The following is a 23,036-nucleotide window of genomic DNA, read 5'->3' on the forward strand; positions in this document are numbered from 1 at the left end:
AAAAGGTCAGGCTAGGGCTTCACGGACGAAGTCCAGCCGATCCTGGCCGAAGAACAGCTCGTTGCCTACAAACATGCTCGGCGCGCCAAACACGCCTCTGCGGATCGCTTCTTCGGTGGAGTTTTTGAGCTGGTCCTTGACCTGTTGATCAGAGGTCAAGGCCAGTACATACCCAGGATCAAAACCGCCGTCTTCCAGAACCGCCGCAACTGTCGCTGGATCGTTGAGATTTCGGGCGTCAATCCAAAGGGCGCGGAACAGGCAATCGATAAAGGTCTCGAATCGGTCTGGGTGGCGCAATTGCATCCCGGTTACGGCGCGCATCAACAGCAACGTGTTGATTGGGAAATAGGGGTTGAGCTTGAACTCAACGCCATAACGGGTAGCAAAGCGATTCAGATCCTTGAACAGATAAGGCCCTTTGGCCGGTACGGTAACAGGCGATGCGTTGCCGGTTGCCTTGAAGACACCCCCCAGCAACATCGGGCGGTAGATCAGCTCACTGTCCGCTTGTGCGCAAAGCGCAGGTAACTGCGTGTAGGCCAAGTAGGTGGTGGGGCTGCCGAGATCGAAGAAAAACTCTACGAATTTGCTCATGGGCTGCTCTTTTTTGTTATGAGGGGGAGGCTTACCAGCGTTCGCTCCAGGGGCGCAGATCCAGCTCGAATGTCCAGGCATCGCGGGGCTGGGTATGCAAGTACCAGTAATTTTCGGCAATGTGTTCCGGATCGAGAATGCCGTCTTCGTCCTTGGTGGCATATTTTTCCGGGAAGTTGTCGCGAATGAAGGCCGTGTCGATGGCGCCGTCCACTATTACGTGAGCGACATGGACGTTCATCGGGCCCAGTTCGCGCGCCATGCTTTGCGCCAAAGCTCGCACGCCATGCTTGGCCCCGGCAAACGCGGCGAACCCTGACGCTCCGCGCAATCCGGCCGTGGCTCCGGTAAACAGGATTGTTCCGCGCTGGCGCTTGACCATGCGCTTGGCCACTTCCCGAGCATTGAGAAAGCCGGAGAAGCAAGCCATTTCCCAGATCTTGAAATACTTGCGCGCCGTCTCTTCCAGAATGCTGCAGGGCACATTAGCGCCAATGTTGAATATGAAAGCTTCGATTGGCCCGATCTGTTCTTCAATTTGCTCGATCAGCCCGATGACTTCATCTTCGTTGCGCGCATCGCAGGCGAAACCGTGAGCATCACCTCCCTCGTCCCGAATGCTGTTAACTAACGGCTCAAGCTTGTCGGCGCTTCGACGCGTGACGCAGGCAACGAAACCCTCCTGGGCGAAACGCCTGGCTATTGCCCCGCCGGTGGCATCGCCAGCACCCACAACCAGTACGACCTTCTTGTTATTCATAGTTCGTCCCATTGCTAAACGATCGTTAACTAAACGGACGTTATGTTAAGATCCGGCCAACGTCAAGGTGTGCATTCAGAGGCAGGACGATGCGTTATTCAGCCAACCACAAGATGGAAACTCGCGAAAAACTGCTCGCCAGCAGCGCTATCTCCGCTAAGAAATCCGGATTTGCAACGGTGGGCGTTGATGGCCTGATGAAGGCGATCGGGTTGAGCGGCGGCGCGTTCTATAGCCATTTCTCATCCAAGGATGAGCTTTTCAGGGCGATTGTCGAACGAGAGCTGGCCCACAGCCTGGACCGCTTGAGTGGCGATGGGATCATGGACTCAACGAAACTGGAGCGTTGCCTCAAGCAGTACTTGAGCATGAGCCATGTGGAGCAACCGGAGGTGGGGTGTGCCTTGCCCGTGTTGGGGGCAGAGATCGCGCGCTCGGATATTCAGGTACGGGAGGCGGCACAGACTTGGATCTGCCGGTTGCATGAAGGCTGGGCGCGGATAATGGGAAGTGACAGCCTGGCATGGGCGGTCCTGTCACAATGTGTCGGGGCATTGGTAGTGGCACGCATGTTGGCATCGCCTGAGATTCAGCGCGATGTCCTCAAATCCAGCCGTGAGGAAATCAGTCGTCGAATCGCCGAGCGACCCTTTGACTGATCCGCTGATTATTTGCAGATGACGATCATGCTGCGGCTGGTATACCCGGCGGGGTTGAGCCCGAAGGGATAGTCACCCGGTTCCTCGACGGCATCACCGGATTTGGCGATCACCTTGTAGTTCTTGGGGGCGCATGAATTGGCCGCCGTGGCGGCGCATTGGTCCCAGGATGAAGTCAGACCGGAGCAATTGATGTGAAGGCCCTTTTTACCGCGTTTCATTTCGGTTTTCGATGTCGCCGCGCAGCCCGCAACTGCCAGCACGGCGATCAAGATCAAGATTCGTTTCATTCCCGTCCTTATGCCGTCGTGGATCTTGTGTCTACGTACGGCTGTGTTCGCTTTCGCTTGAAGCGTTCATGACGTCCTGTATAAAAAAATCCATGCCTGGCATTAGGTTACGGGGCTAAACATGGCCTAAATGTGCGGTAAATACCAGAGCTATATAAAAACTGCTCAATCTGCTGCGATGGCGGGCTTTGCGGTATCACCCATCGTCAGTGTCGCGCCGACTGATGCAAGGACGATGCAGGTGATGGCGGCCCACTGCGCCAGCGACAGGTATTCCTGAAGGAAGATAAATCCCGACAAGGCGCCGATCGCGGGCTCGACGCTCATTAGCGTGCCGAACGTGCGGGCTGGAATCCGGGTCAGGGAAATCATCTCCAAGGTATAAGGCAGGGCTGTGGACAGGATGGCGACCCCGATGGCGACCGGAATCAGACTCGGCGTCAGCAGCGCGGCACCGGCGTGCACAATACCAATAGGGGCGACAAACAGAGCCGCTATCATGACTCCCAATGCTGCGGTCTGAACGCCATTGTCCGCGCCGGCCTTCTGGCCAAACAGAATGTATAGCGCCCAACACACGCCTGCGCCCAGGGCGTAACCGGCACCTACCAAGTCGATGCCGGTGTCGGCTGCCCCGGTAGGTATCAATAGCAGCAATCCGATCACTGCCAAGGCGATCCAAAGGAAATCGATCGCCCGACGCGAGGCGTAGATTGCAACCGCCAGCGGGCCGGTGAATTCCAGTGCCACGGCAATGCCCAGCGGAACGCTACGAAGAGACATATAGAAGAGGAAGTTCATGCCGCCGAGCGCCATCCCGTAGACCATCACCGTGCGCAGGGATTGAGCGGTGAGCTTGGCGCGCCAAGGGCGTAGCAATAACAACATGATGATGCTGGCGAAGATAAGGCGCAGGGTCGTGGTTCCTTGCGCGCCCACTACCGGGAACATGCTTTTGGCAAGAGCCGCGCCAGACTGGATCGAGGCCATCGCGATTATTAGCAAGGCAACCGGGAATAAAGAAGAAACCAGGTTGCGATTGGCTGGAGTCATTACGGGGTGTCATCCAATAAAAGGGCAAGAGAAACGGGTTTGAGCAATATAGTGCGCATTTCAAGCGGCGCAGTCTATATATCAGGCGGGTTTGGACCCGTTCAGCCGGAAAGATAAAGAAAGGAAAAAATAACGGTTGACGGCAAATTCTGGATGTCTATAATTCGCCCCACTTCCGGCGCAGTCGAAACGGAAAACTCCTTGAGTTTCAATGAGTTAACCAAGTTTCGGTAAGTGCTTCGCTTCAGTTCATCGAAGCACGGAAGGAGTGGGTAGGCCGGTTTGTTGGGCGCTATCGACGGTTCGATCTTCTCGGTCGAAAGCGGTAAAAAAGAGGTGTTGACAGCAGCGAGTAACGCTGTAGAATTCGCCTCCCGCTAACGAGAGATCGAAAGCGCAAGTGGTTGAAGTTGTTAAGGATTTCCAAGCGAAACTTTGAAAACTTCTTAAAATAACCGCTTGACAGATACACGGGGCGCTGTAGAATGCGCGCCTCGGTTGAGACGAAAGGCTCAACCCGCCGCTCTTTAACAACTGAATCAAGCAATTCGTGTGGGTGCTTGTGGAGTCAGACTGCTAGTCAACAGATTATCAGCATCACAAGTTACTCCGCGAGAAATCAAAGATGTAACCAACGATTGCTGAGCCAAGTTTAGGGTTTTCTCAAAACCCAAAGATGTTTGAACTGAAGAGTTTGATCATGGCTCAGATTGAACGCTGGCGGCAGGCCTAACACATGCAAGTCGAGCGGCAGCACGGGTACTTGTACCTGGTGGCGAGCGGCGGACGGGTGAGTAATGCCTAGGAATCTGCCTGGTAGTGGGGGATAACGCTCGGAAACGGACGCTAATACCGCATACGTCCTACGGGAGAAAGCAGGGGACCTTCGGGCCTTGCGCTATCAGATGAGCCTAGGTCGGATTAGCTAGTTGGTGAGGTAATGGCTCACCAAGGCGACGATCCGTAACTGGTCTGAGAGGATGATCAGTCACACTGGAACTGAGACACGGTCCAGACTCCTACGGGAGGCAGCAGTGGGGAATATTGGACAATGGGCGAAAGCCTGATCCAGCCATGCCGCGTGTGTGAAGAAGGTCTTCGGATTGTAAAGCACTTTAAGTTGGGAGGAAGGGCATTAACCTAATACGTTAGTGTTTTGACGTTACCGACAGAATAAGCACCGGCTAACTCTGTGCCAGCAGCCGCGGTAATACAGAGGGTGCAAGCGTTAATCGGAATTACTGGGCGTAAAGCGCGCGTAGGTGGTTCGTTAAGTTGGATGTGAAATCCCCGGGCTCAACCTGGGAACTGCATTCAAAACTGTCGAGCTAGAGTATGGTAGAGGGTGGTGGAATTTCCTGTGTAGCGGTGAAATGCGTAGATATAGGAAGGAACACCAGTGGCGAAGGCGACCACCTGGACTGATACTGACACTGAGGTGCGAAAGCGTGGGGAGCAAACAGGATTAGATACCCTGGTAGTCCACGCCGTAAACGATGTCAACTAGCCGTTGGGAGCCTTGAGCTCTTAGTGGCGCAGCTAACGCATTAAGTTGACCGCCTGGGGAGTACGGCCGCAAGGTTAAAACTCAAATGAATTGACGGGGGCCCGCACAAGCGGTGGAGCATGTGGTTTAATTCGAAGCAACGCGAAGAACCTTACCAGGCCTTGACATCCAATGAACTTTCCAGAGATGGATTGGTGCCTTCGGGAGCATTGAGACAGGTGCTGCATGGCTGTCGTCAGCTCGTGTCGTGAGATGTTGGGTTAAGTCCCGTAACGAGCGCAACCCTTGTCCTTAGTTACCAGCACGTTATGGTGGGCACTCTAAGGAGACTGCCGGTGACAAACCGGAGGAAGGTGGGGATGACGTCAAGTCATCATGGCCCTTACGGCCTGGGCTACACACGTGCTACAATGGTCGGTACAGAGGGTTGCCAAGCCGCGAGGTGGAGCTAATCCCACAAAACCGATCGTAGTCCGGATCGCAGTCTGCAACTCGACTGCGTGAAGTCGGAATCGCTAGTAATCGCGAATCAGAATGTCGCGGTGAATACGTTCCCGGGCCTTGTACACACCGCCCGTCACACCATGGGAGTGGGTTGCACCAGAAGTAGCTAGTCTAACCTTCGGGAGGACGGTTACCACGGTGTGATTCATGACTGGGGTGAAGTCGTAACAAGGTAGCCGTAGGGGAACCTGCGGCTGGATCACCTCCTTAATCGACGACAGCAGCGGCTCCATGAGCTCCCACACGAATTGCTTGATTCATTGAAGAAGACGATAGAAGCAGCTTTAAGCTCCAAGCTGATAGCTCACAGCTAACAGTTACAAGCTCGAAATTGGGTCTGTAGCTCAGTTGGTTAGAGCGCACCCCTGATAAGGGTGAGGTCGGCAGTTCGAATCTGCCCAGACCCACCAATTTTGTTATGGGGCCATAGCTCAGCTGGGAGAGCGCCTGCCTTGCACGCAGGAGGTCAGCGGTTCGATCCCGCTTGGCTCCACCATAAACTGCTTCTGAAAGCTTAGAAATGAGCATTCCATCCGCTGGATGATGAATGTTGATTTCTAGTCTTTTGATTAGATCGTTCTTTAAAAATTTGGGTATGTGATAGAAAGATAGACTGAACGTTACTTTCACTGGTAACGGATCAGGCTAAGGTAAAATTTGTGAGTGGCTCTTAGAGCCAGATCGAATTTTCGGCGAATGTCGTCTTCACAGTATAACCAGATTGCTTGGGGTTATATGGTCAAGTGAAGAAGCGCATACGGTGGATGCCTTGGCAGTCAGAGGCGATGAAAGACGTGGTAGCCTGCGAAAAGCTTCGGGGAGTCGGCAAACAGACTGTGATCCGGAGATGTCTGAATGGGGGAACCCAGCCATCATAAGATGGTTATCTTGTACTGAATACATAGGTGCAAGAAGCGAACCAGGGGAACTGAAACATCTAAGTACCCTGAGGAAAAGAAATCAACCGAGATTCCCTTAGTAGTGGCGAGCGAACGGGGACTAGCCCTTAAGCTTCTTTGATTTTAGCGGAACGCTCTGGAAAGTGCGGCCATAGTGGGTGATAGCCCTGTACGCGAAAGGATCTTAGAAGTGAAATCGAGTAGGACGGAGCACGAGAAACTTTGTCTGAATATGGGGGGACCATCCTCCAAGGCTAAATACTACTGACTGACCGATAGTGAACTAGTACCGTGAGGGAAAGGCGAAAAGAACCCCGGAGAGGGGAGTGAAATAGATCCTGAAACCGTATGCGTACAAGCAGTGGGAGCCCACTTTGTTGGGTGACTGCGTACCTTTTGTATAATGGGTCAGCGACTTATTTTCAGTGGCGAGCTTAACCGAATAGGGGAGGCGTAGCGAAAGCGAGTCTTAATAGGGCGTCTAGTCGCTGGGAATAGACCCGAAACCGGGCGATCTATCCATGGGCAGGTTGAAGGTTAGGTAACACTGACTGGAGGACCGAACCGACTACCGTTGAAAAGTTAGCGGATGACCTGTGGATCGGAGTGAAAGGCTAATCAAGCTCGGAGATAGCTGGTTCTCCTCGAAAGCTATTTAGGTAGCGCCTCATGTATCACTGTAGGGGGTAGAGCACTGTTTCGGCTAGGGGGTCATCCCGACTTACCAAACCGATGCAAACTCCGAATACCTACAAGTGCCGAGCATGGGAGACACACGGCGGGTGCTAACGTCCGTCGTGAAAAGGGAAACAACCCAGACCGTCAGCTAAGGTCCCAAAGTTATGGTTAAGTGGGAAACGATGTGGGAAGGCTTAGACAGCTAGGAGGTTGGCTTAGAAGCAGCCACCCTTTAAAGAAAGCGTAATAGCTCACTAGTCGAGTCGGCCTGCGCGGAAGATGTAACGGGGCTCAAACCATACACCGAAGCTACGGGTATCACGTAAGTGATGCGGTAGAGGAGCGTTCTGTAAGCCTGTGAAGGTGAGTTGAGAAGCTTGCTGGAGGTATCAGAAGTGCGAATGCTGACATGAGTAACGACAATGGGTGTGAAAAACACCCACGCCGAAAGACCAAGGTTTCCTGCGCAACGTTAATCGACGCAGGGTTAGTCGGTCCCTAAGGCGAGGCTGAAAAGCGTAGTCGATGGAAAACAGGTTAATATTCCTGTACTTCTGGTTATTGCGATGGAGGGACGGAGAAGGCTAGGCCAGCTTGGCGTTGGTTGTCCAAGTTTAAGGTGGTAGGCTGAGATCTTAGGTAAATCCGGGATCTCAAGGCCGAGAGCTGATGACGAGTTGCCCTTTGGGTGACGAAGTGGTTGATGCCATGCTTCCAAGAAAAGCTTCTAAGCTTCAGGTAACCAGGAACCGTACCCCAAACCGACACAGGTGGTTGGGTAGAGAATACCAAGGCGCTTGAGAGAACTCGGGTGAAGGAACTAGGCAAAATGGCACCGTAACTTCGGGAGAAGGTGCGCCGGTGAGGGTGAAGCACTTGCTGCGTAAGCCCACGCCGGTCGAAGATACCAGGCCGCTGCGACTGTTTATTAAAAACACAGCACTCTGCAAACACGAAAGTGGACGTATAGGGTGTGACGCCTGCCCGGTGCCGGAAGGTTAATTGATGGGGTTAGCTAACGCGAAGCTCTTGATCGAAGCCCCGGTAAACGGCGGCCGTAACTATAACGGTCCTAAGGTAGCGAAATTCCTTGTCGGGTAAGTTCCGACCTGCACGAATGGCGTAACGATGGCGGCGCTGTCTCCACCCGAGACTCAGTGAAATTGAAATCGCTGTGAAGATGCAGTGTATCCGCGGCTAGACGGAAAGACCCCGTGAACCTTTACTATAGCTTTGCACTGGACTTTGAATTTGCTTGTGTAGGATAGGTGGGAGGCTTTGAAGCGTGGACGCCAGTCTGCGTGGAGCCATCCTTGAAATACCACCCTGGCAACTTTGAGGTTCTAACTCAGGTCCGTTATCCGGATCGAGGACAGTGTATGGTGGGTAGTTTGACTGGGGCGGTCTCCTCCTAAAGAGTAACGGAGGAGTACGAAGGTGCGCTCAGACCGGTCGGAAATCGGTCGTAGAGTATAAAGGCAAAAGCGCGCTTGACTGCGAGACAGACACGTCGAGCAGGTACGAAAGTAGGTCTTAGTGATCCGGTGGTTCTGTATGGAAGGGCCATCGCTCAACGGATAAAAGGTACTCCGGGGATAACAGGCTGATACCGCCCAAGAGTTCATATCGACGGCGGTGTTTGGCACCTCGATGTCGGCTCATCACATCCTGGGGCTGAAGCCGGTCCCAAGGGTATGGCTGTTCGCCATTTAAAGTGGTACGCGAGCTGGGTTTAGAACGTCGTGAGACAGTTCGGTCCCTATCTGCCGTGGACGTTTGAGATTTGAGAGGGGCTGCTCCTAGTACGAGAGGACCGGAGTGGACGAACCTCTGGTGTTCCGGTTGTCACGCCAGTGGCATTGCCGGGTAGCTATGTTCGGAAAAGATAACCGCTGAAAGCATCTAAGCGGGAAACTTGCCTCAAGATGAGATCTCACTGGAGCCTTGAGCTCCCTGAAGGGCCGTCGAAGACTACGACGTTGATAGGCAGGGTGTGTAAGCGCTGTGAGGCGTTGAGCTAACCTGTACTAATTGCCCGTGAGGCTTGACCATATAACACCCAAGCAATTTGTAGACTCGAAAGAGGCCAGATTGCGGTGTTGTGAAGACGAAACGAACCGAAAGTTCGAGATACTCACAAGCAACACGCTATCACATACCCATTCGCTGGAACGTGACCGCAAGGCACGCGCTGGCTACCGAATTTCTTGACGACCATAGAGCATTGGAACCACCTGATCCCATCCCGAACTCAGAAGTGAAACGATGCATCGCCGATGGTAGTGTGGGGTTTCCCCATGTGAGAGTAGGTCATCGTCAAGATTAAATTCCGAAACCCCTATCTGCTGATGCAGGTAGGGGTTTTGTTTTTGCGCTTGGATTAAAACCGGATGGCTTGTCATCCCTCTCATTGTCCTCAATCAAGCTTCAGGCACCGGACAGCTCAGGTCCCCTTCTTTGCAGCTGAGATAGGTGTTGAACGCGTCAATCCGCGCCTTGGTCAGCGTCGTGATGCACTCATTGTGGATCATGGGATGGACGCTTCCGCCTTCGACACCGGACGCCGAAAAGCTACATTCAGCGTCACGGAAGTCAATCCAGGCGCGCTGTGCCTTGACCAACAATTGTTTGGCCGCAGCGTTATCCTTCAGGCGCGCTGTGATTTTTTGGTACAAGCGGTTCAACTCTTTATCGGCGGCCCTGTTTTCCTGGGTTGCGCACTGGTTCAACTCGCCCTGGGTCGTGGCGTTTGCGCAATCATCAGCTTGGACGGGGCTGACGAACAGCAGCGGAATAAGGGGCAGCAGCAAGCGTTTGGACATTATCAATCTCTCCTTGACGGGTAAAACTGCCGGAGGGAGTGTACCCAAACAATGCGCTGACACAACTTTCCGGTTGGCCTCGTGGTCTTACAAGCCTAGTGTTGAACAAGGAGGTGACCCATGCATTTACCTGACCGTATCGAAAGAAAGATCTTATTGAAGGCGCCCCGTTCGCAGGTTTGGCGCGCACTGGCCGATGCTGAGACCTTCGGCCAATGGTTTGGTGTGAATCTCGACGGGAAACGGTTTGTCGCCGGAGAGCGCACCCAAGGGCAGATTACTTATCCGGGCTACGAACACCTCGTTTGGGATGTGATGGTGGAGCGTGTCGAACCCGAGCGGGTGTTTTCGTTTCGCTGGCATCCCTACGCTATCGAGCCGCAGACGGATTACTCCCAAGAGTCCGAGACTCAGGTGGAGTTCGAACTCGAAGACTTTAAGGGGGGGACGTTGTTGAGAGTGGTGGAGTCGGGATTCAACGGTATTCCTGAAGCGCGTCGACTCAAGGCCTTTCGAATGGATAGTCGGGGTTGGGATGAGCAAATGGCCAACATCGAGGAATTCCTGAGCAAGGCATGATATGGCTTCGAAGCCTTTATCGATCCGATGCCCGATTGACTAAGGGTATTCGGAGGGGAGGGTATAGCGAATGTCTTACACGGCTTGGTAGTTATATCCTCTATTTCACTTTGGATCCGACGCGTAATCTTTGCTCATCCACTGAAGCACAGGGAGTGCTCAGGATCAGGGATGATCGACCTTGCAAGGATAGCTATCGACAGGGAGTCGTAATGGTCTTGGAAAAACCCGCTTAGGCGGGTTTTTTTTCGTCTGCGAGAAAGATATTCCATAAGGCCTGGCGTCGGGTTTTGCATGCCGGATCAGGCGCTGCTGGCCTGTAATGCCATCGCCCGCAGACGAGCGATGTCCTTGCTCGGCGAGGCGCCGAATAGGCGGCTGTATTCCCGACTGAATTGAGAAGGGCTTTCATAGCCCATCTTGTAGCCAATTGACGAAACGTCGCAGTTCTCGGCCAACAACAATCGTCGGGCTTCCTGCAGGCGCAGCTGTTTCTGATATTGCAGCGGGCTCATGGCGGTCACGGCTTTGAAGCGGTGATGCAGCGCCGAAGGGCTGAGATTGATCATTTGCGCCAGACTCTCAATGCTCAATGGCTCGGCGTAATGGCTATTGAGCCACTCGATGGCCCGGCTGATGCGGTGGGTCTGGGTGTCAGGAATTGCGATTTCATGCAGGCGCCGGCCTTGGGCACCGCGCAACAGTCGATAGAAAATCTCCTGCTGGGCCAAGGGCGCAAGTGTCGCGATGTCGTCCGGACTGTCGAGCAGCCGCAGCAAACGCAGCATAGCGTCGAGCAGGGGTTCGTCAATTCGGTCCAGGAATAATCCGCGGTCAGTTCTTTCAGCCGGCAAACCGATGGGGTTGGCATCGGCAATCAGCCGACAGATCTGGGCCGGCTCAATGTCCAGGCGAATGCACAGGTACGGTTGCTCTGGACTGGCCACGATCACTTGGCCGGCCAGCGGCAGCGTCACCGAGACCACCAGGTAATTGAGAGGGTCGTAGACATAGCGCTCGTGGGCCAGCGTGACTTCTTTGCGACCCTGCACAATCACACAGAGCCCCGGCTTGTGCACGACGTGCAGGGCTTCTGTGGGTTGGTCGCAGCGGATCAGGTGCAACGCTTCAATAGCCGTGGCGTGGACACCAAATTCCGGTGCGAAGCGCTTCATCAGGTTCGCCAGTTCGGCGCGACGCACGTCTATGCGGTTATCAGGCGTGATGGTGATGGACGTGGATACCGACATGCCGATCAATCTCCCTGGCCAATTGAATGGATCGCGCTAGTAAAGCCGATTGCAACTGCGACGACCAGAGGCGCTATCGTTACAGGATCGTGCAAATGCGCAGGAGAATCCGGCTAACCGAAGCGCAGAACGAATCCCTAATCTGGACCTGTCAAAACGCTCCACCGGGAGCCAACACATCCAGACGAGGGATTCATCATGTCCGATATTCAAAACAAAGTCGTGGTCATTACTGGCGCCAGCAGCGGGATTGGTGAGGCGGCGGCACGCTTGCTGGCTGCCCGGGGGGCTTGCGTCGTATTGGGCGCCCGGCGCGAGGAGCGTTTGCAGGCACTCGTGCAGGAGCTTGAGGCCGCCGGCCAACGGGCTGCTTGCAAAGCCGTGGATGTGAGCCGTCGCGATGACGTGCAGAGCCTAATCGATTTCGCCGTCGAAAAATTCGGCCGACTCGATGTGATCGTCAATAACGCCGGGGTCATGCCCCTCTCCAAACTTGAGGCATTGAAAGTCGATGAGTGGGATCGCATGATCGACGTCAACATCCGCGGGGTGCTCCACGGTATCGCTGCCGGCCTGCCACTGATGCAGCGTCAGCGCAGCGGCCAATTCATCAACATTGCTTCCATCGGTGCCTACGCAGTCAGCCCGACTGCCGCGGTGTACTGCGCCACGAAGTATGCCGTGCGGGCGATTTCCGAAGGCTTGCGTCAGGAAGTCGGTGGGGATGTTCGCGTGACCGTGATTTCCCCCGGCGTCACCGAGTCGGAGTTGGCCGAAAGCATTTCCGATGAAGGCGGACGCGCCGAGATGCGTGAGTTCCGTCGGATCGCCATACCCGCCGAGGCCATCGCCCGGGCGATTGCCTACGCCATCGAACAACCGGCGGACGTCGACGTCAGCGAACTGGTGGTGCGGCCGACGGCAAGCCCTTACTGAGGCGAATCGATCCAGCATCGGCTCCAGCCAGGTAACGCTCGCTTACCTGGCTCAACCTCCCGCTACACTTTCTCCAACCGCGCCGCAGCCCGGTGAGTGATCTGCGAACGTACCCGCAAAGACTCCGCCGAACGCCGGTTGGCTTCTTCCAATACTTTCGTCGGCGCCGTGTCCGGACACCCTGAGGCGAACGGCGGTGCGGGAGCGTATTCGAGTTGCAGCTGGACCAGTTCCGCGGTGTCTCGATCGAACAGCTCCGCCGCCAAGGTCAGGGCAAAATCGATGCCTGCCGTGATGCCGCCCCCGGTGAGCAGGTTACCGTCTCGTACTACGCGGTCCTTGACCGGCGTCGCGCCCAGGGGCTGCAACAAACTGTGGAAGGCCCAGTGGGTGGTGGCGCGCTTGCCACGCAACAATCCGGCCGCACCAAGCACCAGCGAACCTGTGCACACCGAGGTGACATATTTGGCATGGGCCGCCTGGCGTTTGATGAAGGACAGGGTCTGCTCGTCTTCCATCAGTGGACCGACGCCACTGCCGCCGGGGACGCAGATCACGTCGAGCCTCGGGCAGTCCTCAAATGTGGTGGTCGGCAGCAAGACCAGCCCGGTGCTGGAATTGACGGGCGCCAGGTCTTTCCAGATCAGGTGCACTTTTACATCCGGCAACGAGGCCAGTACATCGTAAGGGCCGGTGAGGTCCAGTTGCTGGACCTGAGGGAACAACAGAAAACCGATCTGCAACGTCATGTGGCTTGCTCCTTTGGATGATGGCCGAGGGGTAGACGGTTTTACTGTAGGCTCGTAGGATCTGGCTTATTCGCCAATAAGCCCACGAATCACGCCGATATGCCAAATACACCGAAATCCATTCATGTGCTGGCCTTCGCCAATGTGCAGGTGCTCGATGTCACCGGCCCGCTGCAAGTATTTGCATCGGCTAACGATCTTGTTCGTGGGCAGGGTCTGCCGGCGCCGTACGCGCCGACCGTGGTCGCTGCCGGTGGCGGGGCAGTGATGTCGTCGGCGGGGTTGGCGCTGATGGCCGAGCCGCTCCCCAACGACGTCAGCGACACCTTGTTGATCGCGGGCGGTTGGGGCGTGTACGAAGCCGCCGAGGATCCAGCCCTGGTGGCCTGGGTCAAACATCAAGGGATGCGCTCGCGACGGGTCGCGTCAGTGTGTACCGGAGCGTTCCTGTTGGCGGCCAGTGGCTGGCTGGACGGACGACGGGTGGCGACTCACTGGACCCGCTGTGAACAGTTGGCCCAGCAACATCCGCAACTGCGGGTCGAACCCAATCCGATTTTCATCAAGGATGGTCCTGTCTGGACGTCGGCCGGGGTCACAGCCGGAATTGACCTGGCATTGGCGTTGGTCGAAGAGGACTTGGGCCGGGCGATGGCCTTGGAGGTGGCTCGGCATCTGGTGGTTTTCCTCAAGCGCCCCGGCGGGCAATCGCAGTTCAGCGCCACCCTGGCGCTACAAAAGCAGGGCGGTCGCTTCGACAAATTGCACGCCTGGATCGCCGAGAACCTGACGCGGGACCTGGGCCTGTCGAGCCTGGCTGCCGAGGCGGGCATGAGTGAGCGAAGTTTTGTCCGCCATTACCGCGCCGAGACCGGCCAGACCCCGGCCCGCGCCGTGGAACTGATCCGCGTGGAGACCGCTCGCCGTCTGCTTGCCGACAGTGCGGTGCCGGTCAAGCGCGTCGCCCTGCAATGTGGCTTCGGCAGCGAAGAAACCCTGCGCCGCAGCTTTTTGCGAGCCGTGGGCGTGACACCCCAGGCTTATCGGGAGCGGTTCAGTGCCCAAGCAGATCAAGCAACGCCTTGACCGTGGCCTCGGGTGCTTCCTGAGGAATGTTGTGGCCGACGCCGGGCAGTACGCGGCGTTCATAGAACCCGCTGAAGTGGCCTGTATCTTCATCGTCCTCCGTCGCAGGCCCCACGCCGTCATCGCCGCCGCACAGGGAAATACTTGGCACGCTGATGACAGGTTGCTCTGTCAGTTTTTCCTCCATCCACTCGAGCGTCGGATCCCCCGGCGCGTACATGAAACGATGGCGATAGGAGTGGATCGTCACTTCGACGAAGTCCGGATTGTCGAATGACGGCGCGCTAAGAGGGTACAGCTCGGCGCCGCGTTTCCAGGTTGGCGACCAGAGGCGCCAGAGCAATCGGCACAATTCACGCCGATTCTGCGTCAGGCCTTCGACGCCCCGGGCGGTGTGGAAGTAATACTGGTACCACAGACGGTATTCATCTTCGGGGCTCAGCGGCTGGGTTGAATGGGGAATGTCCTGCAGATTGTAGCCATCGCCCGTTACCAGGCAACGGACGCGCTCGGGCCACAAGGCGGCGACGATGCACGCGGCGCGGCCACCCCAGTCATAACCGCACAGCGCGGCTCGGGGAATGTCGAGCGCGTCCATCAGGTCCAGCAGGTCCTGGGCCAGTGCCGCCTGTTGGCCGGAGCGGGCGATGGCGGGATTGTTGAACCGGGTCGGGCCATAGCCGCGCAGGTAGGGCACGATGACCCGATAGCCGCGTTGGGCCAGGACCGGGGCCACCTCGTCGAAGGCGCGCGGGTCATAGGGGAAACCGTGGAGCAGGATGATTGGCTCGCCGCTGGCGGGTCCATGTTCTTCATAGGCGATGCGCAGCAGTGGCGTCACCGCGAAATTGACCTTGGGCGCAGTTGTCATATCTGCCTCCGGCATCGCTCGATTGTTGTCAGGCGGGCTCCTGGTTCACGTATTTGGCCCGCTCCGGTGTGAACGTCACGATCATGTTCGTGCTGGAGCAGGTCAGGGTTCGTTCCTGGGCCAGGTCGATGTCCAGGTCCTCCCCGCGCAGGCCCTGCCATTGGGCCAGGTACTTGAGACAACCGAATTTGGCGGTTTTCTTCAGACTGCGGCTGACCCCGCCTTTCCAGCCCAGCACCGGCAGTTCACCGTCCCGGCAGCGTTGAGCCAGTTCCGGAAACCTCGCCGCCCGGTCGCGGCCGATTTCCCAGCATTTGATCAAGCCTTTGTCGTGGTCGTCCCAGAGTTCTCCCCGGGTCAGCCCTGTTCGGGGCTCGGTGGTAATGGAGCGTTTGATGTGCGTCATGTCAGGTCCTTGAATCGGGTTTTATCGGGCAGCTCCGCTGCACCCGTGAGTGCATCGATCTTAGGAGAGGGTTGGAGGACTGGCAACCTGCAGCCAGCGAAATGCGTTCAGCTTTGTTGGAATCCAACGTGGCGAGGGAGCTTGCTCCCGCTGGGACGGTCCGACGCTTCGGGCGAAGCGACCCCAAATTTTCCGAACTGAAAAGCGGCGTCTGCTACGCAGCCGAGCGGGAGCAAGCTCCCTCGCCACGGAATCGTCATTGGTCATAACCGCAGCTCACGGCTGCCAATGATTTTTCTCCCCGCTCAACTTGCGATCCAAAAAGCTCGCCGCGCTGATCAGCGCCAAATGGCTCAAGGCCTGGGGCAGGTTGCCGAGATGATAACCGTGGCTGTCGAACTCCTCGGCATACAGGCCCAGCGGATTGGCGTAGCGCAGCAGCTGTTCGAATTCCAGTTGGGCTTTTTCCACCCGGCCGGCGCGGGCCAGGCATTCGACGTACCAGAATGAGCAGGCCACGAACGAACCTTCGGTGCCGCTGAGGCCATCGATGGGGTTGTCGTCGGTGCGGTAGCGATAGACCATGCCGTCTCGCACCAGGTCTTTTTCGATGGCGTCCAGCGTCGACAACCAGCGCGGGTCGCGGGCGCTGACGAAGCGCACCAGCGGCATCAGCAGCATCGAGCCGTCCAGGGCGGTGCTGCCCAGGCACTGGACGAAGTGCTGATGTTCGTCGCTCCAGAAGTTCGTCCAGATGTCTTCGTAGATGGCCTGGCGGGTCTCATCCCAACGGGCGAACGGGGCGGGCAGGGAGCGTTTACTCGCCAGGCGGATGGCGCGGTCCACGGCCACCCAACACATCAAGCGCGAGTGCAGGAAATGTTGCTTGTCACCGCGCATTTCCCAGATGCCGACATCCGCGTCCCGCCAGATCGTGCATACCTGATCCACCACATCGACGGTGTGTTTCCAGCCCTGGTGGGAGATGGCTTCGCCGTATTTGTTGACCAGGTACACCGCGTCCATCAGCTCGCCGAAGATGTCCAGCTGCACCTGCTGGTAGGCCAGGTTGCCGATACGCACCGGCTGCGCGTTGCCGTAGCCGCTCAGGTGCGTCAGTTCGGTTTCGGGCAATTCAAGCCGACCGTCCAGGCCATAGAGGATGTTGAGTTTGGTCGGTTGGTCGCGACAATCGCTGACTCGGCCACGCAGCCAGCGCATGTAAGCGTTGGCTTCGTCGACAAAGCCCAGGCGCATGAAGGCGTAGACGGTGAACGAGGCGTCGCGGATCCAGGTGTAGCGATAATCCCAGTTGCGCTCGCCGCCACGTGATTCCGGCAGGCCGAAGGTGGCGGCGGCGAGGATGGCGCCCTGTTTGCGCGATGTCAGGAGTTTCAGCGCCAGGGCGGAACGGTTGACCATTTCCCGCCAGCGGCCGCGGTAGTTCGATTGGCTGATCCAGCCGCGCCAGAACGCCAGGGTTCGTTCCAGGCAAAGGGCACTGGTATCGTCCACCAGCCGAGGGTCGTCGATGCTGCCCAGCAGGAACTCAGCGGTCTGGCCTTGCTCCAGGGTGAACTCCGTCACTGCCGCCTGGCCGTCCAGCGTCAGGGGCTGGTCGGCGCACAGGCGCAGGCTCGGTTGTTGCGGTGCCTCGAAAATGACGTGATCGCCCTCCTGGCGCGCCGTTGTCGCGGCGCGGGAATAATCATGGCGCACCGCGCAACGCATGCGAAACGTCGCGCTGCCGACGGTCATGCGCACCCGACGCATCAGCACCGGCAGGTCATCCTCGCTGTCGCCGATGGGCAGCAAATCGGTGATTTCCACCACCACGCCGTCGCTCAGCCAGCGGGTCTGCAGGACGTTGGTGTCGGGCAGGTAGATCTGCTGGCGACGGGCGTCCGGCAAGATCGGCGCGAGTTGAAAGATGCCGGCCTCGGGAGTGTCCAACAGCGAGCAGAAGATCGACGGGCTGTCGAATTCCGGCCAGCAGAAAAAATCCACGCTGCCTCGATCGTTGACCAGCGCGGCGGTGCGCATGTCGCCAATGATGCCGTGGTTCTCGATGGGGCTTTGCGGTTCGTCATGATCAACCATTGCCGCGGAACCCCGGATAGAGGCTCATTCCACCGTCGATGAACAGCGTGGTGCCCACGACATAATCGGACAAGTCCGATGCCAGCCAGACCACCGCATTGGCGACATCCTCCACATCGCCGACCCGACCGTAGGGGATGAGCTCGAGGATTTTGTCCTCATTGTCGCCTGCCATGGCCTCCCGATTGATGGCCGTGCGGATGGCGCCGGGGGCGATGCTGTTGATACGGATGCGCTGGTGGCTGGTTTCCTGGGCCAGGGTCTGCATGAGCTGGTCGATGCCGCCCTTGGATGCCGCATAGTTGACATGACCGGCCCAGGGGATGCGCTGATGCACCGAGCTCATGTGGATAATCTTGCCGGCGGCCCGGGACACGCCCTGGCGAATGCCCTGGCGGTTGAAGATTCGCAGGGCGGCGCGGGCGCAGAGGAATTGGCCGGTGAGATTGACGTTGATGACGGTGTTCCAGTCGTCCAGGGTCAGGTCCACGGCGGCGGCGTCCTTTTGCAGGCCGGAGTTGGCGACCAGGATGTCCAGCGTGCCGAAGGCGTCGAGGGTCTGGGCGAACAAGCGTTCGACATCCTGCTCCTTCGATACATCGGCGCCGAGGGCGATGGCGCGGCCGCCGCTGTCGTTGATCTCGCGGGCCAGGTCTTCGGCCGGGCCTGCACTGGAATGGTAGTTGAGCACCACGGCGGCACCGGCCGCCGCCAATGCCCGGGCGGAGCCGGCGCCGATGCCAGAGCTGGCGCCAGTGACCAGGGCAACTTGTCGGGCGAGGGAAATCTGCATGGGTAGCACCTTGAACTGAGGGCCTTACTTGCTGACTGGCGCCAGGTGCCGAGAGTTCATTTGCAGGAAACAGTCTTCACATTTCACCCACAGTTTTACGCTTTCCCCGTCCCGGTCGTTTATGGCAAGTTGCAGGCCCTTGTTGAGACCGTGTCCCATGGCAAACCCCTATCGTGAATTATTCACTGCCCCTGGCAGCCGCGGCTTCGTGCTGGCGGGGATGATCGCGCGCATGCCGATATCCATGACCGGCATCGGCGTGATCACCATGCTTTCGCAGCTCAAGGGCGGCTATGGTCTGGCCGGCGCGGTGGCGGCGACGTTTGCCTTGGCGACCGCGTTCTGCGCGCCTCAGGTGTCGCGGCTGGTGGACCGTTTCGGCCAGGGACGGGTCTTGCCGGCGGCGGCGTTGCTGGGGGGCGGGGCGCTGTTGATGCTACTGCTGTGTACGCGATTGCAGGCGCCCCATTGGACGCTGTTCCTGTTCGCTGCCCTGGCCGGTTGTATGCCCAGTATGTCGGCGATGGTCCGAGCGCGCTGGACCGAGGTGTATCGCGGCCAGCCGCAACTGCGCACCGCTTATGCGCTGGAGTCGGTGCTCGACGAGGTCTGTTTTATTGTTGGGCCGCCGCTGTCGGTGGGGTTGTGCGTGGTGGCGTTCCCGGAAGCGGGGCCCCTGGCCTCGGTGCTGCTGCTGGCGATCGGCGTGACCGCGTTTGTGCTGCAACGTGGGACCGAGCCGCCGGTTCATCCGCATCAGCCCCATCATCAGGGCTCGATCATTGGTTCAGTCGACGTGCTTTTGTTGCTCCTACTGATGGTCGCCATGGGCGTCATCGTAGGCGTGGTGGACGTGGTCAGTGTCGCGTTCGCCCAGCAGCAGGGGCAACCGGCGGCGGCGAGCATCGTGCTGTCGGTCTACGCCATCGGCTCGTGCCTGGCCGGGCTGGCGTTCGGCGCGCTGCGCTCCAAGCTGCCTCTGCCGCGGTTGTTCCTGTATGGCGGCGTGGCGACCGCGGTCACCACGCTGCCGCTGTTGTTGGCGAGCAATATCCTCGGATTGTCCCTGGCGGTGTTCGTTGCCGGTTTATTTTTCGCGCCGACGCTGATCGTCGCCATGGCCTTGGTGGAGCGCATCGTGCCGCCAGCCCGGCTGACCGAAGGCCTGACCTGGCTGGTGACTGGCCTGAGCATCGGCGTGGCGATCGGCGCGGCCGGTTCGGGGTGGCTGGTGGATACGTTCGGCGCGCGCAGTGGGTTCTGGCTGGCGATTGCGGCCGGGGCGGTGGTGCTGGGGGCGGCGGTGCAAAGTTATCGCCAGCAGAGGTAAGCGACAGGTTTGCCGTACACATTCCCTCGCCACGAGTGCAAGTTCGACTGCTACCAACCCCGTCCCGAATTCACCCAGAAATTGACTGACAGCGATGTGGACACCGATTCCACTTGATGAAACCAGCCTTCCGGCAAGAACAGCAGGTCACCGGCCTCCAGTGTGACCCGCAGGAACGTCACGTCCCGGGCGCTGGGGAAACGTGCATAGTCCGGCGCGTCGGGATTGAAGTCGCAGCCGTCCAGCCCGCCTTGGGGCGCGGTCGACCAGGTGCCCAGGGCTTCGCGGTGGTGGGGCGCGGCGAGGGTGAAGGTTTTCTGGCCCCAGACCTGGGCGAACAGGTTATCGGTGTCGTCGCGGTGCAGTGGGGTGAGGGTGCCCTTGGGACCGATCCAGATACGTGGCGGGATGAACAGCGAAGCGTCGAAGTAGGGCGGGTATTTGATCAACTCCATCAACTGCGCCGGCAGAATGTTGTTGCCCATGTACGCCGGCGGCTCGCCGTTGGCGGCCGTGGTCACCGGGTTGTCGAGGGAGGCGATGAAATCGGCCATGGAGGTGGAGCGAAAATCCCGCTCCGTTGAGAAGGTTTTCTTGACGTAGTCGCCGTGGCGGGTGATGCCTTGCAGCTCGGCAAAATGCACCAGGGTTTCTTCCCGGCTGAGCTTGAACAAGGGCCAGTCCTGCAGCGCATCGCTGATGACCACCGGGATGCCATGGGGCAGATAGCGCGCCTTGAATTCCTGGACTGACAACCCGCTGCACGGCCGACGTTCCACGCTGTGTTGGGTTGGCAGGCTGGCGGTGAGCTTTTCGCTGAAGCGCGACGGGGTGGGGTAGCGCTTGTTCATGTCGACCTTTTCCACCGGGCGGCTGCCATGGCGCGCCTGGTCGATGATCTGTGGCAGCAACGTCGCCAGGCCCATGTTGCCGCCGATCTTCAAACGACCGCTGGCGAACAGTTCCTCGACATTGGCCAGGCCGGCCATGATCCCGAGGAAGTCCTTTTCCGCCACTTCGATGGTGACGTCGGGGCTGGCGTGGCGCCCGGCCTGGGTGCGGCTGGTGGCCTTGACCTCGGACCAGTACGCCTGGTGCGGGCCGAACACGAACTGGAAGACGCCTTCGATACCAACGGCGCCGGCATTGGCGAACAGCTTGCCCAGGATGGTTTGCAGGTCCACGGCGGTCACTCTTGCGGGTTTTCGGTCTAGCAGGTAACGAGGGCCGTGACCGAAAATTTAGCCTGTGCCGCCAATCGCCGCCCTAGCGTGTCGCGACGATGAAGACCCGTGGAAACGGTAGCAGGACCGAACCATCGTCCAGGGTCGGGTAGGCCTGTTCGACAGCCTTGAGGTATTGCGTCAGGTATTGCTCGCGTTGCGTCTCGTCCAACGGTTCGAGAAACGGGCGCAAGCCGCTGCCCTTGAACCATTCCACGATGCCCGAAGCGCCACCGGCCAGTGGATGATGATAGGTGGTGCGCCACACATCGACCCGGCTGCAATGGGGCTTGAGGATCGAATAATAGGTGCTGGCGTCCTCCACCTCGGTCCGAGAATCAGCGGCCCCGGCCAGTTGGCTGGCCCAGGGGCCGTTGGCCGCAATCTCCCGCATCAAGCGGTGGGACGGCTGATGCAGCGTGTCGGGCATCTGGATCGCCAGGCTGCCACCTGGCGCGAGCTTGTCCACCAGTGACGGCAGTAGGGTGGCGTGGTCCGGCAGCCATTGCAGCACAGCGTTGGCGAAGATCACCTCGAAGGGGCCGCTTTCATTCCAGTGGCCGATGTCTGCCGTGTCGAATGTCACGCCGGGCAAGCGCTTGCGGGCGGCTTCGACCATGTCGGCGGAACTGTCCAGGCCACGCACCGTCGCGCCGGGGAAGTGGTCCACCAACAGTTCGGTGGAGTTTCCGGGGCCGCAGCCCAGATCGATCACCTGGCGCGCCTGTACCGGCGGGATCGCCGCCAGCAGATCGCGGGACGGGCGGGTGCGTTCCTGTTCGAAAGCGACATATTGTTGGGCGGACCAGCTCATTGTGTTCTCCTTGGGCGGACCAGAACCATGGGGTTTGCAGTATAAGACGCATCCAGGGGAGAGGCCGGCGACTAATTTTTTACGGCCCGGCCTCGTTATCCTTTTGACTCGAACGATCGGAGAAAACCGCAGTGACCCAACTGACCCTGCTGTGCCTGCCTTATTCCGGCGCCAGCGCAATGGTGTACAGCCGGTGGCGGCGCAAATTGCCGCAATGGCTGCACGTGCAACCAGTGGAGTTGCCGGGACGCGGGGCGCGCTTCGACGAGCCGCTGCACACCGAGATGGGCCCGTTGGCGATGCAGCTGGCGCGGGAGCTTTACCCGACGCTCCAGGCGCCGTACGCCTTGTTCGGTCACAGCCTGGGTGCGCTGTTGGCCTGTGAAATCGCCCATGCCCTGCGTGAACTCGGCAGCCCGGAACCGGTGGCGCTGTTTGCATCCGGCACCGCCGCGCCGACGATGCGGGCCGACTATGATCGCGATTTTGCCACGGCAAAGACCGACGCTGAGTTGATCGAGCAACTGCGCACCCTCAACGGCACGAGCGAGGAGATCCTGGCCAATGAAGAACTGATGGCCCTGACCCTGCCGATCCTGCGGGCCGATTTTTTGCTGTGCGGACGTTTTCAGCCGCGGCAGCGACCGTTGCTCAAATGCCCGGTGCACGTGTTCGGCGGCACCGCCGACAAGGCCACCACGGCGCAACTGATGGGCTGGCGCCAGGAAACCACGGGCAGCTTTTCGGTGGACATGCTGGCCGGCGGGCATTTCTTCATCCACGAGCACGAGGCCAAGGTGCTGCGGCTGATCAAGGATCAGTTGAGCGTGCATCATCGGCGGCATGGGTTGGCGATCAGCGCATAACCCGTTAAAGACCCGCTTTCGTGACCTAGGGAGCTTGCTCCCGCTGGGCGGCCGGGCCGCCTCAAAAAGAATGGCGCATTAACCCAGGCAGACCGCATCAGCCGGTTTACGACTGCTGCGCAGCCGAGCGGGAGCAAGCTCCCTCGCCACGGTTTTCTTCCTTCCTGACACTTGTTCCCAATCGCTAATTTTTCCGGTTTGCATTCGTTTCATAGGGACGACATGCCTCTGTGCCTTGTGCCCACTGATTCCGGATACCCAGAA

19 protein-coding genes, 2 tRNA genes and 3 rRNA genes are annotated in these 23,036 nt (G+C 58.5%); 11 read left to right on the forward strand and 13 right to left on the reverse strand.

The genetic code is table 11. The features are described 5' to 3' along the window. Positions 1 to 6 precede the first annotated feature (6 nt). On the reverse strand, positions 7 to 597 hold the full coding sequence (locus tag J3P90_RS07990; RefSeq protein WP_434676075.1) for a 2-hydroxychromene-2-carboxylate isomerase: 591 nt from the start codon (positions 595 to 597) through the stop codon (positions 7 to 9). 31 nt (positions 598 to 628) lie between these two features. Beyond that, positions 629 to 1,357 (reverse strand): SDR family oxidoreductase, encoded by a 729-nt coding sequence (locus J3P90_RS07995; RefSeq protein WP_434676076.1) that lies wholly within the window; start codon positions 1,355 to 1,357, stop codon positions 629 to 631. Between the two features lie 89 nt (positions 1,358 to 1,446). Between J3P90_RS07995 and J3P90_RS08000 the strand changes: the two genes are divergently transcribed. After that, complete coding sequence (locus tag J3P90_RS08000) at positions 1,447 to 2,016, forward strand: TetR/AcrR family transcriptional regulator (RefSeq protein ID WP_420767266.1); 570 nt, start codon at positions 1,447 to 1,449, stop codon at positions 2,014 to 2,016. Positions 2,017 to 2,024: 8 nt separating this feature from the next. Here the strand turns inward: J3P90_RS08000 and J3P90_RS08005 are convergent, their stop codons facing one another. Both J3P90_RS08005 and rhtA read right to left on the reverse strand, forming a co-directional pair. Continuing rightward, entirely contained in the window at positions 2,025 to 2,306 is a 282-nt protein-coding gene (locus J3P90_RS08005; RefSeq protein ID WP_420767267.1) for a hypothetical protein, read from the reverse strand. A gap of 165 nt (positions 2,307 to 2,471) precedes the next feature. Further along, on the reverse strand, positions 2,472 to 3,359 hold the full coding sequence (rhtA, locus tag J3P90_RS08010; RefSeq protein ID WP_420767268.1) for a threonine/homoserine exporter RhtA: 888 nt from the start codon (positions 3,357 to 3,359) through the stop codon (positions 2,472 to 2,474). Positions 3,360 to 4,041: 682 nt separating this feature from the next. Here rhtA and J3P90_RS08015 point away from each other — a divergent pair. The 5 genes from J3P90_RS08015 (at position 4,042) to rrf (ending at position 9,269) form a co-directional block, all read left to right on the forward strand. Continuing rightward, positions 4,042 to 5,580, forward strand: a 16S ribosomal RNA gene (locus J3P90_RS08015). A gap of 123 nt (positions 5,581 to 5,703) precedes the next feature. After that, a tRNA-Ile gene (locus J3P90_RS08020) sits at positions 5,704 to 5,780 on the forward strand. Positions 5,781 to 5,790: 10 nt separating this feature from the next. Then, positions 5,791 to 5,866 (forward strand) — tRNA-Ala (locus J3P90_RS08025). 241 nt (positions 5,867 to 6,107) lie between these two features. Then, positions 6,108 to 8,999, forward strand: a 23S ribosomal RNA gene (locus J3P90_RS08030). A gap of 154 nt (positions 9,000 to 9,153) precedes the next feature. Continuing rightward, positions 9,154 to 9,269, forward strand: a 5S ribosomal RNA gene (gene rrf / locus J3P90_RS08035). Together the 16S, 23S and 5S rRNA genes with 2 tRNA genes alongside form the textbook arrangement of a ribosomal RNA operon. A 98-nt stretch (positions 9,270 to 9,367) precedes the next feature. Here the strand turns inward: rrf and J3P90_RS08040 are convergent. Next, on the reverse strand, positions 9,368 to 9,769 hold the full coding sequence (locus tag J3P90_RS08040) for a lysozyme inhibitor LprI family protein (RefSeq protein WP_434606983.1): 402 nt from the start codon (positions 9,767 to 9,769) through the stop codon (positions 9,368 to 9,370). 120 nt (positions 9,770 to 9,889) lie between these two features. Here J3P90_RS08040 and J3P90_RS08045 point away from each other — a divergent pair, with 120 nt between their 5' ends. Next, positions 9,890 to 10,348, forward strand: a complete 459-nt coding sequence (locus tag J3P90_RS08045; RefSeq protein WP_434676077.1) for an SRPBCC family protein — start codon at positions 9,890 to 9,892, stop codon at positions 10,346 to 10,348. A 302-nt stretch (positions 10,349 to 10,650) separates the two neighbouring features. On the opposite strand, the gene J3P90_RS08050 is transcribed toward J3P90_RS08045, so the two are convergent. Continuing rightward, entirely contained in the window at positions 10,651 to 11,598 is a 948-nt protein-coding gene (locus J3P90_RS08050; RefSeq protein ID WP_434606980.1) for an AraC family transcriptional regulator N-terminal domain-containing protein, read from the reverse strand. Positions 11,599 to 11,796: 198 nt separating this feature from the next. Here J3P90_RS08050 and J3P90_RS08055 point away from each other — a divergent pair, with 198 nt between their 5' ends. After that, positions 11,797 to 12,534, forward strand: coding sequence for an SDR family oxidoreductase (locus J3P90_RS08055; RefSeq protein ID WP_420767864.1), 738 nt, complete (start codon positions 11,797 to 11,799; stop codon positions 12,532 to 12,534). 62 nt (positions 12,535 to 12,596) lie between these two features. Here J3P90_RS08055 and inhA read toward each other — a convergent pair whose 3' ends face one another. Further along, positions 12,597 to 13,283: an isonitrile hydratase gene (gene inhA / locus J3P90_RS08060; protein WP_434606975.1), complete on the reverse strand. Its 687-nt coding sequence runs from the start codon at positions 13,281 to 13,283 to the stop codon at positions 12,597 to 12,599. Positions 13,284 to 13,382: 99 nt separating this feature from the next. Here inhA and J3P90_RS08065 point away from each other — a divergent pair, with 99 nt between their 5' ends. Continuing rightward, a complete protein-coding gene (locus tag J3P90_RS08065; RefSeq protein WP_420767862.1) occupies positions 13,383 to 14,369 on the forward strand; it encodes a GlxA family transcriptional regulator in 987 nt (328 codons plus the stop codon). Here the strand turns inward: J3P90_RS08065 and J3P90_RS08070 are convergent. The 4 genes from J3P90_RS08070 to J3P90_RS08085 all read right to left on the reverse strand — a co-directional run bounded on the left by J3P90_RS08070 (position 14,338) and on the right by J3P90_RS08085 (position 18,539). Next, on the reverse strand, positions 14,338 to 15,240 hold the full coding sequence (locus J3P90_RS08070; protein WP_434676078.1) for an alpha/beta fold hydrolase: 903 nt from the start codon (positions 15,238 to 15,240) through the stop codon (positions 14,338 to 14,340). The two genes, J3P90_RS08065 and J3P90_RS08070, sit on opposite strands and share 32 nt — an antisense overlap. Before the next feature lie 28 nt (positions 15,241 to 15,268). Continuing rightward, positions 15,269 to 15,646 carry a hypothetical protein gene (locus J3P90_RS08075; protein WP_434559896.1) on the reverse strand — a complete coding sequence of 126 codons (378 nt, stop codon included), beginning with the start codon at positions 15,644 to 15,646 and terminating at the stop codon, positions 15,269 to 15,271. Positions 15,647 to 15,922: 276 nt separating this feature from the next. Then, positions 15,923 to 17,746 (reverse strand): glycoside hydrolase family 15 protein, encoded by a 1,824-nt coding sequence (locus tag J3P90_RS08080; RefSeq protein WP_434559894.1) that lies wholly within the window; start codon positions 17,744 to 17,746, stop codon positions 15,923 to 15,925. Then, entirely contained in the window at positions 17,739 to 18,539 is an 801-nt protein-coding gene (locus tag J3P90_RS08085) for an SDR family oxidoreductase (RefSeq protein WP_434606968.1), read from the reverse strand. Before J3P90_RS08085 ends, J3P90_RS08080 begins: the two co-directional genes overlap by 8 nt. A 157-nt stretch (positions 18,540 to 18,696) precedes the next feature. Here J3P90_RS08085 and J3P90_RS08090 point away from each other — a divergent pair, with 157 nt between their 5' ends. Continuing rightward, a complete protein-coding gene (locus tag J3P90_RS08090) occupies positions 18,697 to 19,869 on the forward strand; it encodes an MFS transporter (RefSeq protein WP_434648458.1) in 1,173 nt (390 codons plus the stop codon). 50 nt (positions 19,870 to 19,919) lie between these two features. On the opposite strand, the gene J3P90_RS08095 is transcribed toward J3P90_RS08090, so the two are convergent. Next, on the reverse strand, positions 19,920 to 21,053 hold the full coding sequence (locus tag J3P90_RS08095; protein WP_434676079.1) for a cupin-like domain-containing protein: 1,134 nt from the start codon (positions 21,051 to 21,053) through the stop codon (positions 19,920 to 19,922). A gap of 82 nt (positions 21,054 to 21,135) precedes the next feature. Next, positions 21,136 to 21,906 carry a trans-aconitate 2-methyltransferase gene (gene tam, locus J3P90_RS08100; protein WP_434648452.1) on the reverse strand — a complete coding sequence of 257 codons (771 nt, stop codon included), beginning with the start codon at positions 21,904 to 21,906 and terminating at the stop codon, positions 21,136 to 21,138. 131 nt (positions 21,907 to 22,037) lie between these two features. Between tam and J3P90_RS08105 the strand changes: the two genes are divergently transcribed. Then, complete coding sequence (locus J3P90_RS08105; RefSeq protein ID WP_434676080.1) at positions 22,038 to 22,772, forward strand: thioesterase II family protein; 735 nt, start codon at positions 22,038 to 22,040, stop codon at positions 22,770 to 22,772. The last annotated feature ends 264 nt before the right edge of the window (positions 22,773 to 23,036 follow it).

Source organism: Pseudomonas sp. D3-10, assembly GCF_051132175.1.
GTDB lineage: Bacteria > Pseudomonadota > Gammaproteobacteria > Pseudomonadales > Pseudomonadaceae > Aquipseudomonas.

Coding starts and splice junctions, on each gene's coding strand:
- J3P90_RS07990 (WP_434676075.1), bottom strand. CDS start 597: ATGAGCAAATTCGTAGAGTTTTTCTTCGATCTCGGCAGCCCCACCACC.
- J3P90_RS07995 (WP_434676076.1), bottom strand. CDS start 1,357: ATGAATAACAAGAAGGTCGTACTGGTTGTGGGTGCTGGCGATGCCACC.
- J3P90_RS08000 (WP_420767266.1), top strand. CDS start 1,447: ATGCGTTATTCAGCCAACCACAAGATGGAAACTCGCGAAAAACTGCTC.
- J3P90_RS08005 (WP_420767267.1), bottom strand. CDS start 2,306: ATGAAACGAATCTTGATCTTGATCGCCGTGCTGGCAGTTGCGGGCTGC.
- rhtA (WP_420767268.1), bottom strand. CDS start 3,359: ATGACTCCAGCCAATCGCAACCTGGTTTCTTCTTTATTCCCGGTTGCC.
- J3P90_RS08040 (WP_434606983.1), bottom strand. CDS start 9,769: ATGTCCAAACGCTTGCTGCTGCCCCTTATTCCGCTGCTGTTCGTCAGC.
- J3P90_RS08045 (WP_434676077.1), top strand. CDS start 9,890: ATGCATTTACCTGACCGTATCGAAAGAAAGATCTTATTGAAGGCGCCC.
- J3P90_RS08050 (WP_434606980.1), bottom strand. CDS start 11,598: ATGTCGGTATCCACGTCCATCACCATCACGCCTGATAACCGCATAGAC.
- J3P90_RS08055 (WP_420767864.1), top strand. CDS start 11,797: ATGTCCGATATTCAAAACAAAGTCGTGGTCATTACTGGCGCCAGCAGC.
- inhA (WP_434606975.1), bottom strand. CDS start 13,283: ATGACGTTGCAGATCGGTTTTCTGTTGTTCCCTCAGGTCCAGCAACTG.
- J3P90_RS08065 (WP_420767862.1), top strand. CDS start 13,383: ATGCCAAATACACCGAAATCCATTCATGTGCTGGCCTTCGCCAATGTG.
- J3P90_RS08070 (WP_434676078.1), bottom strand. CDS start 15,240: ATGACAACTGCGCCCAAGGTCAATTTCGCGGTGACGCCACTGCTGCGC.
- J3P90_RS08075 (WP_434559896.1), bottom strand. CDS start 15,646: ATGACGCACATCAAACGCTCCATTACCACCGAGCCCCGAACAGGGCTG.
- J3P90_RS08080 (WP_434559894.1), bottom strand. CDS start 17,746: ATGGTTGATCATGACGAACCGCAAAGCCCCATCGAGAACCACGGCATC.
- J3P90_RS08085 (WP_434606968.1), bottom strand. CDS start 18,539: ATGCAGATTTCCCTCGCCCGACAAGTTGCCCTGGTCACTGGCGCCAGC.
- J3P90_RS08090 (WP_434648458.1), top strand. CDS start 18,697: ATGGCAAACCCCTATCGTGAATTATTCACTGCCCCTGGCAGCCGCGGC.
- tam (WP_434648452.1), bottom strand. CDS start 21,906: ATGAGCTGGTCCGCCCAACAATATGTCGCTTTCGAACAGGAACGCACC.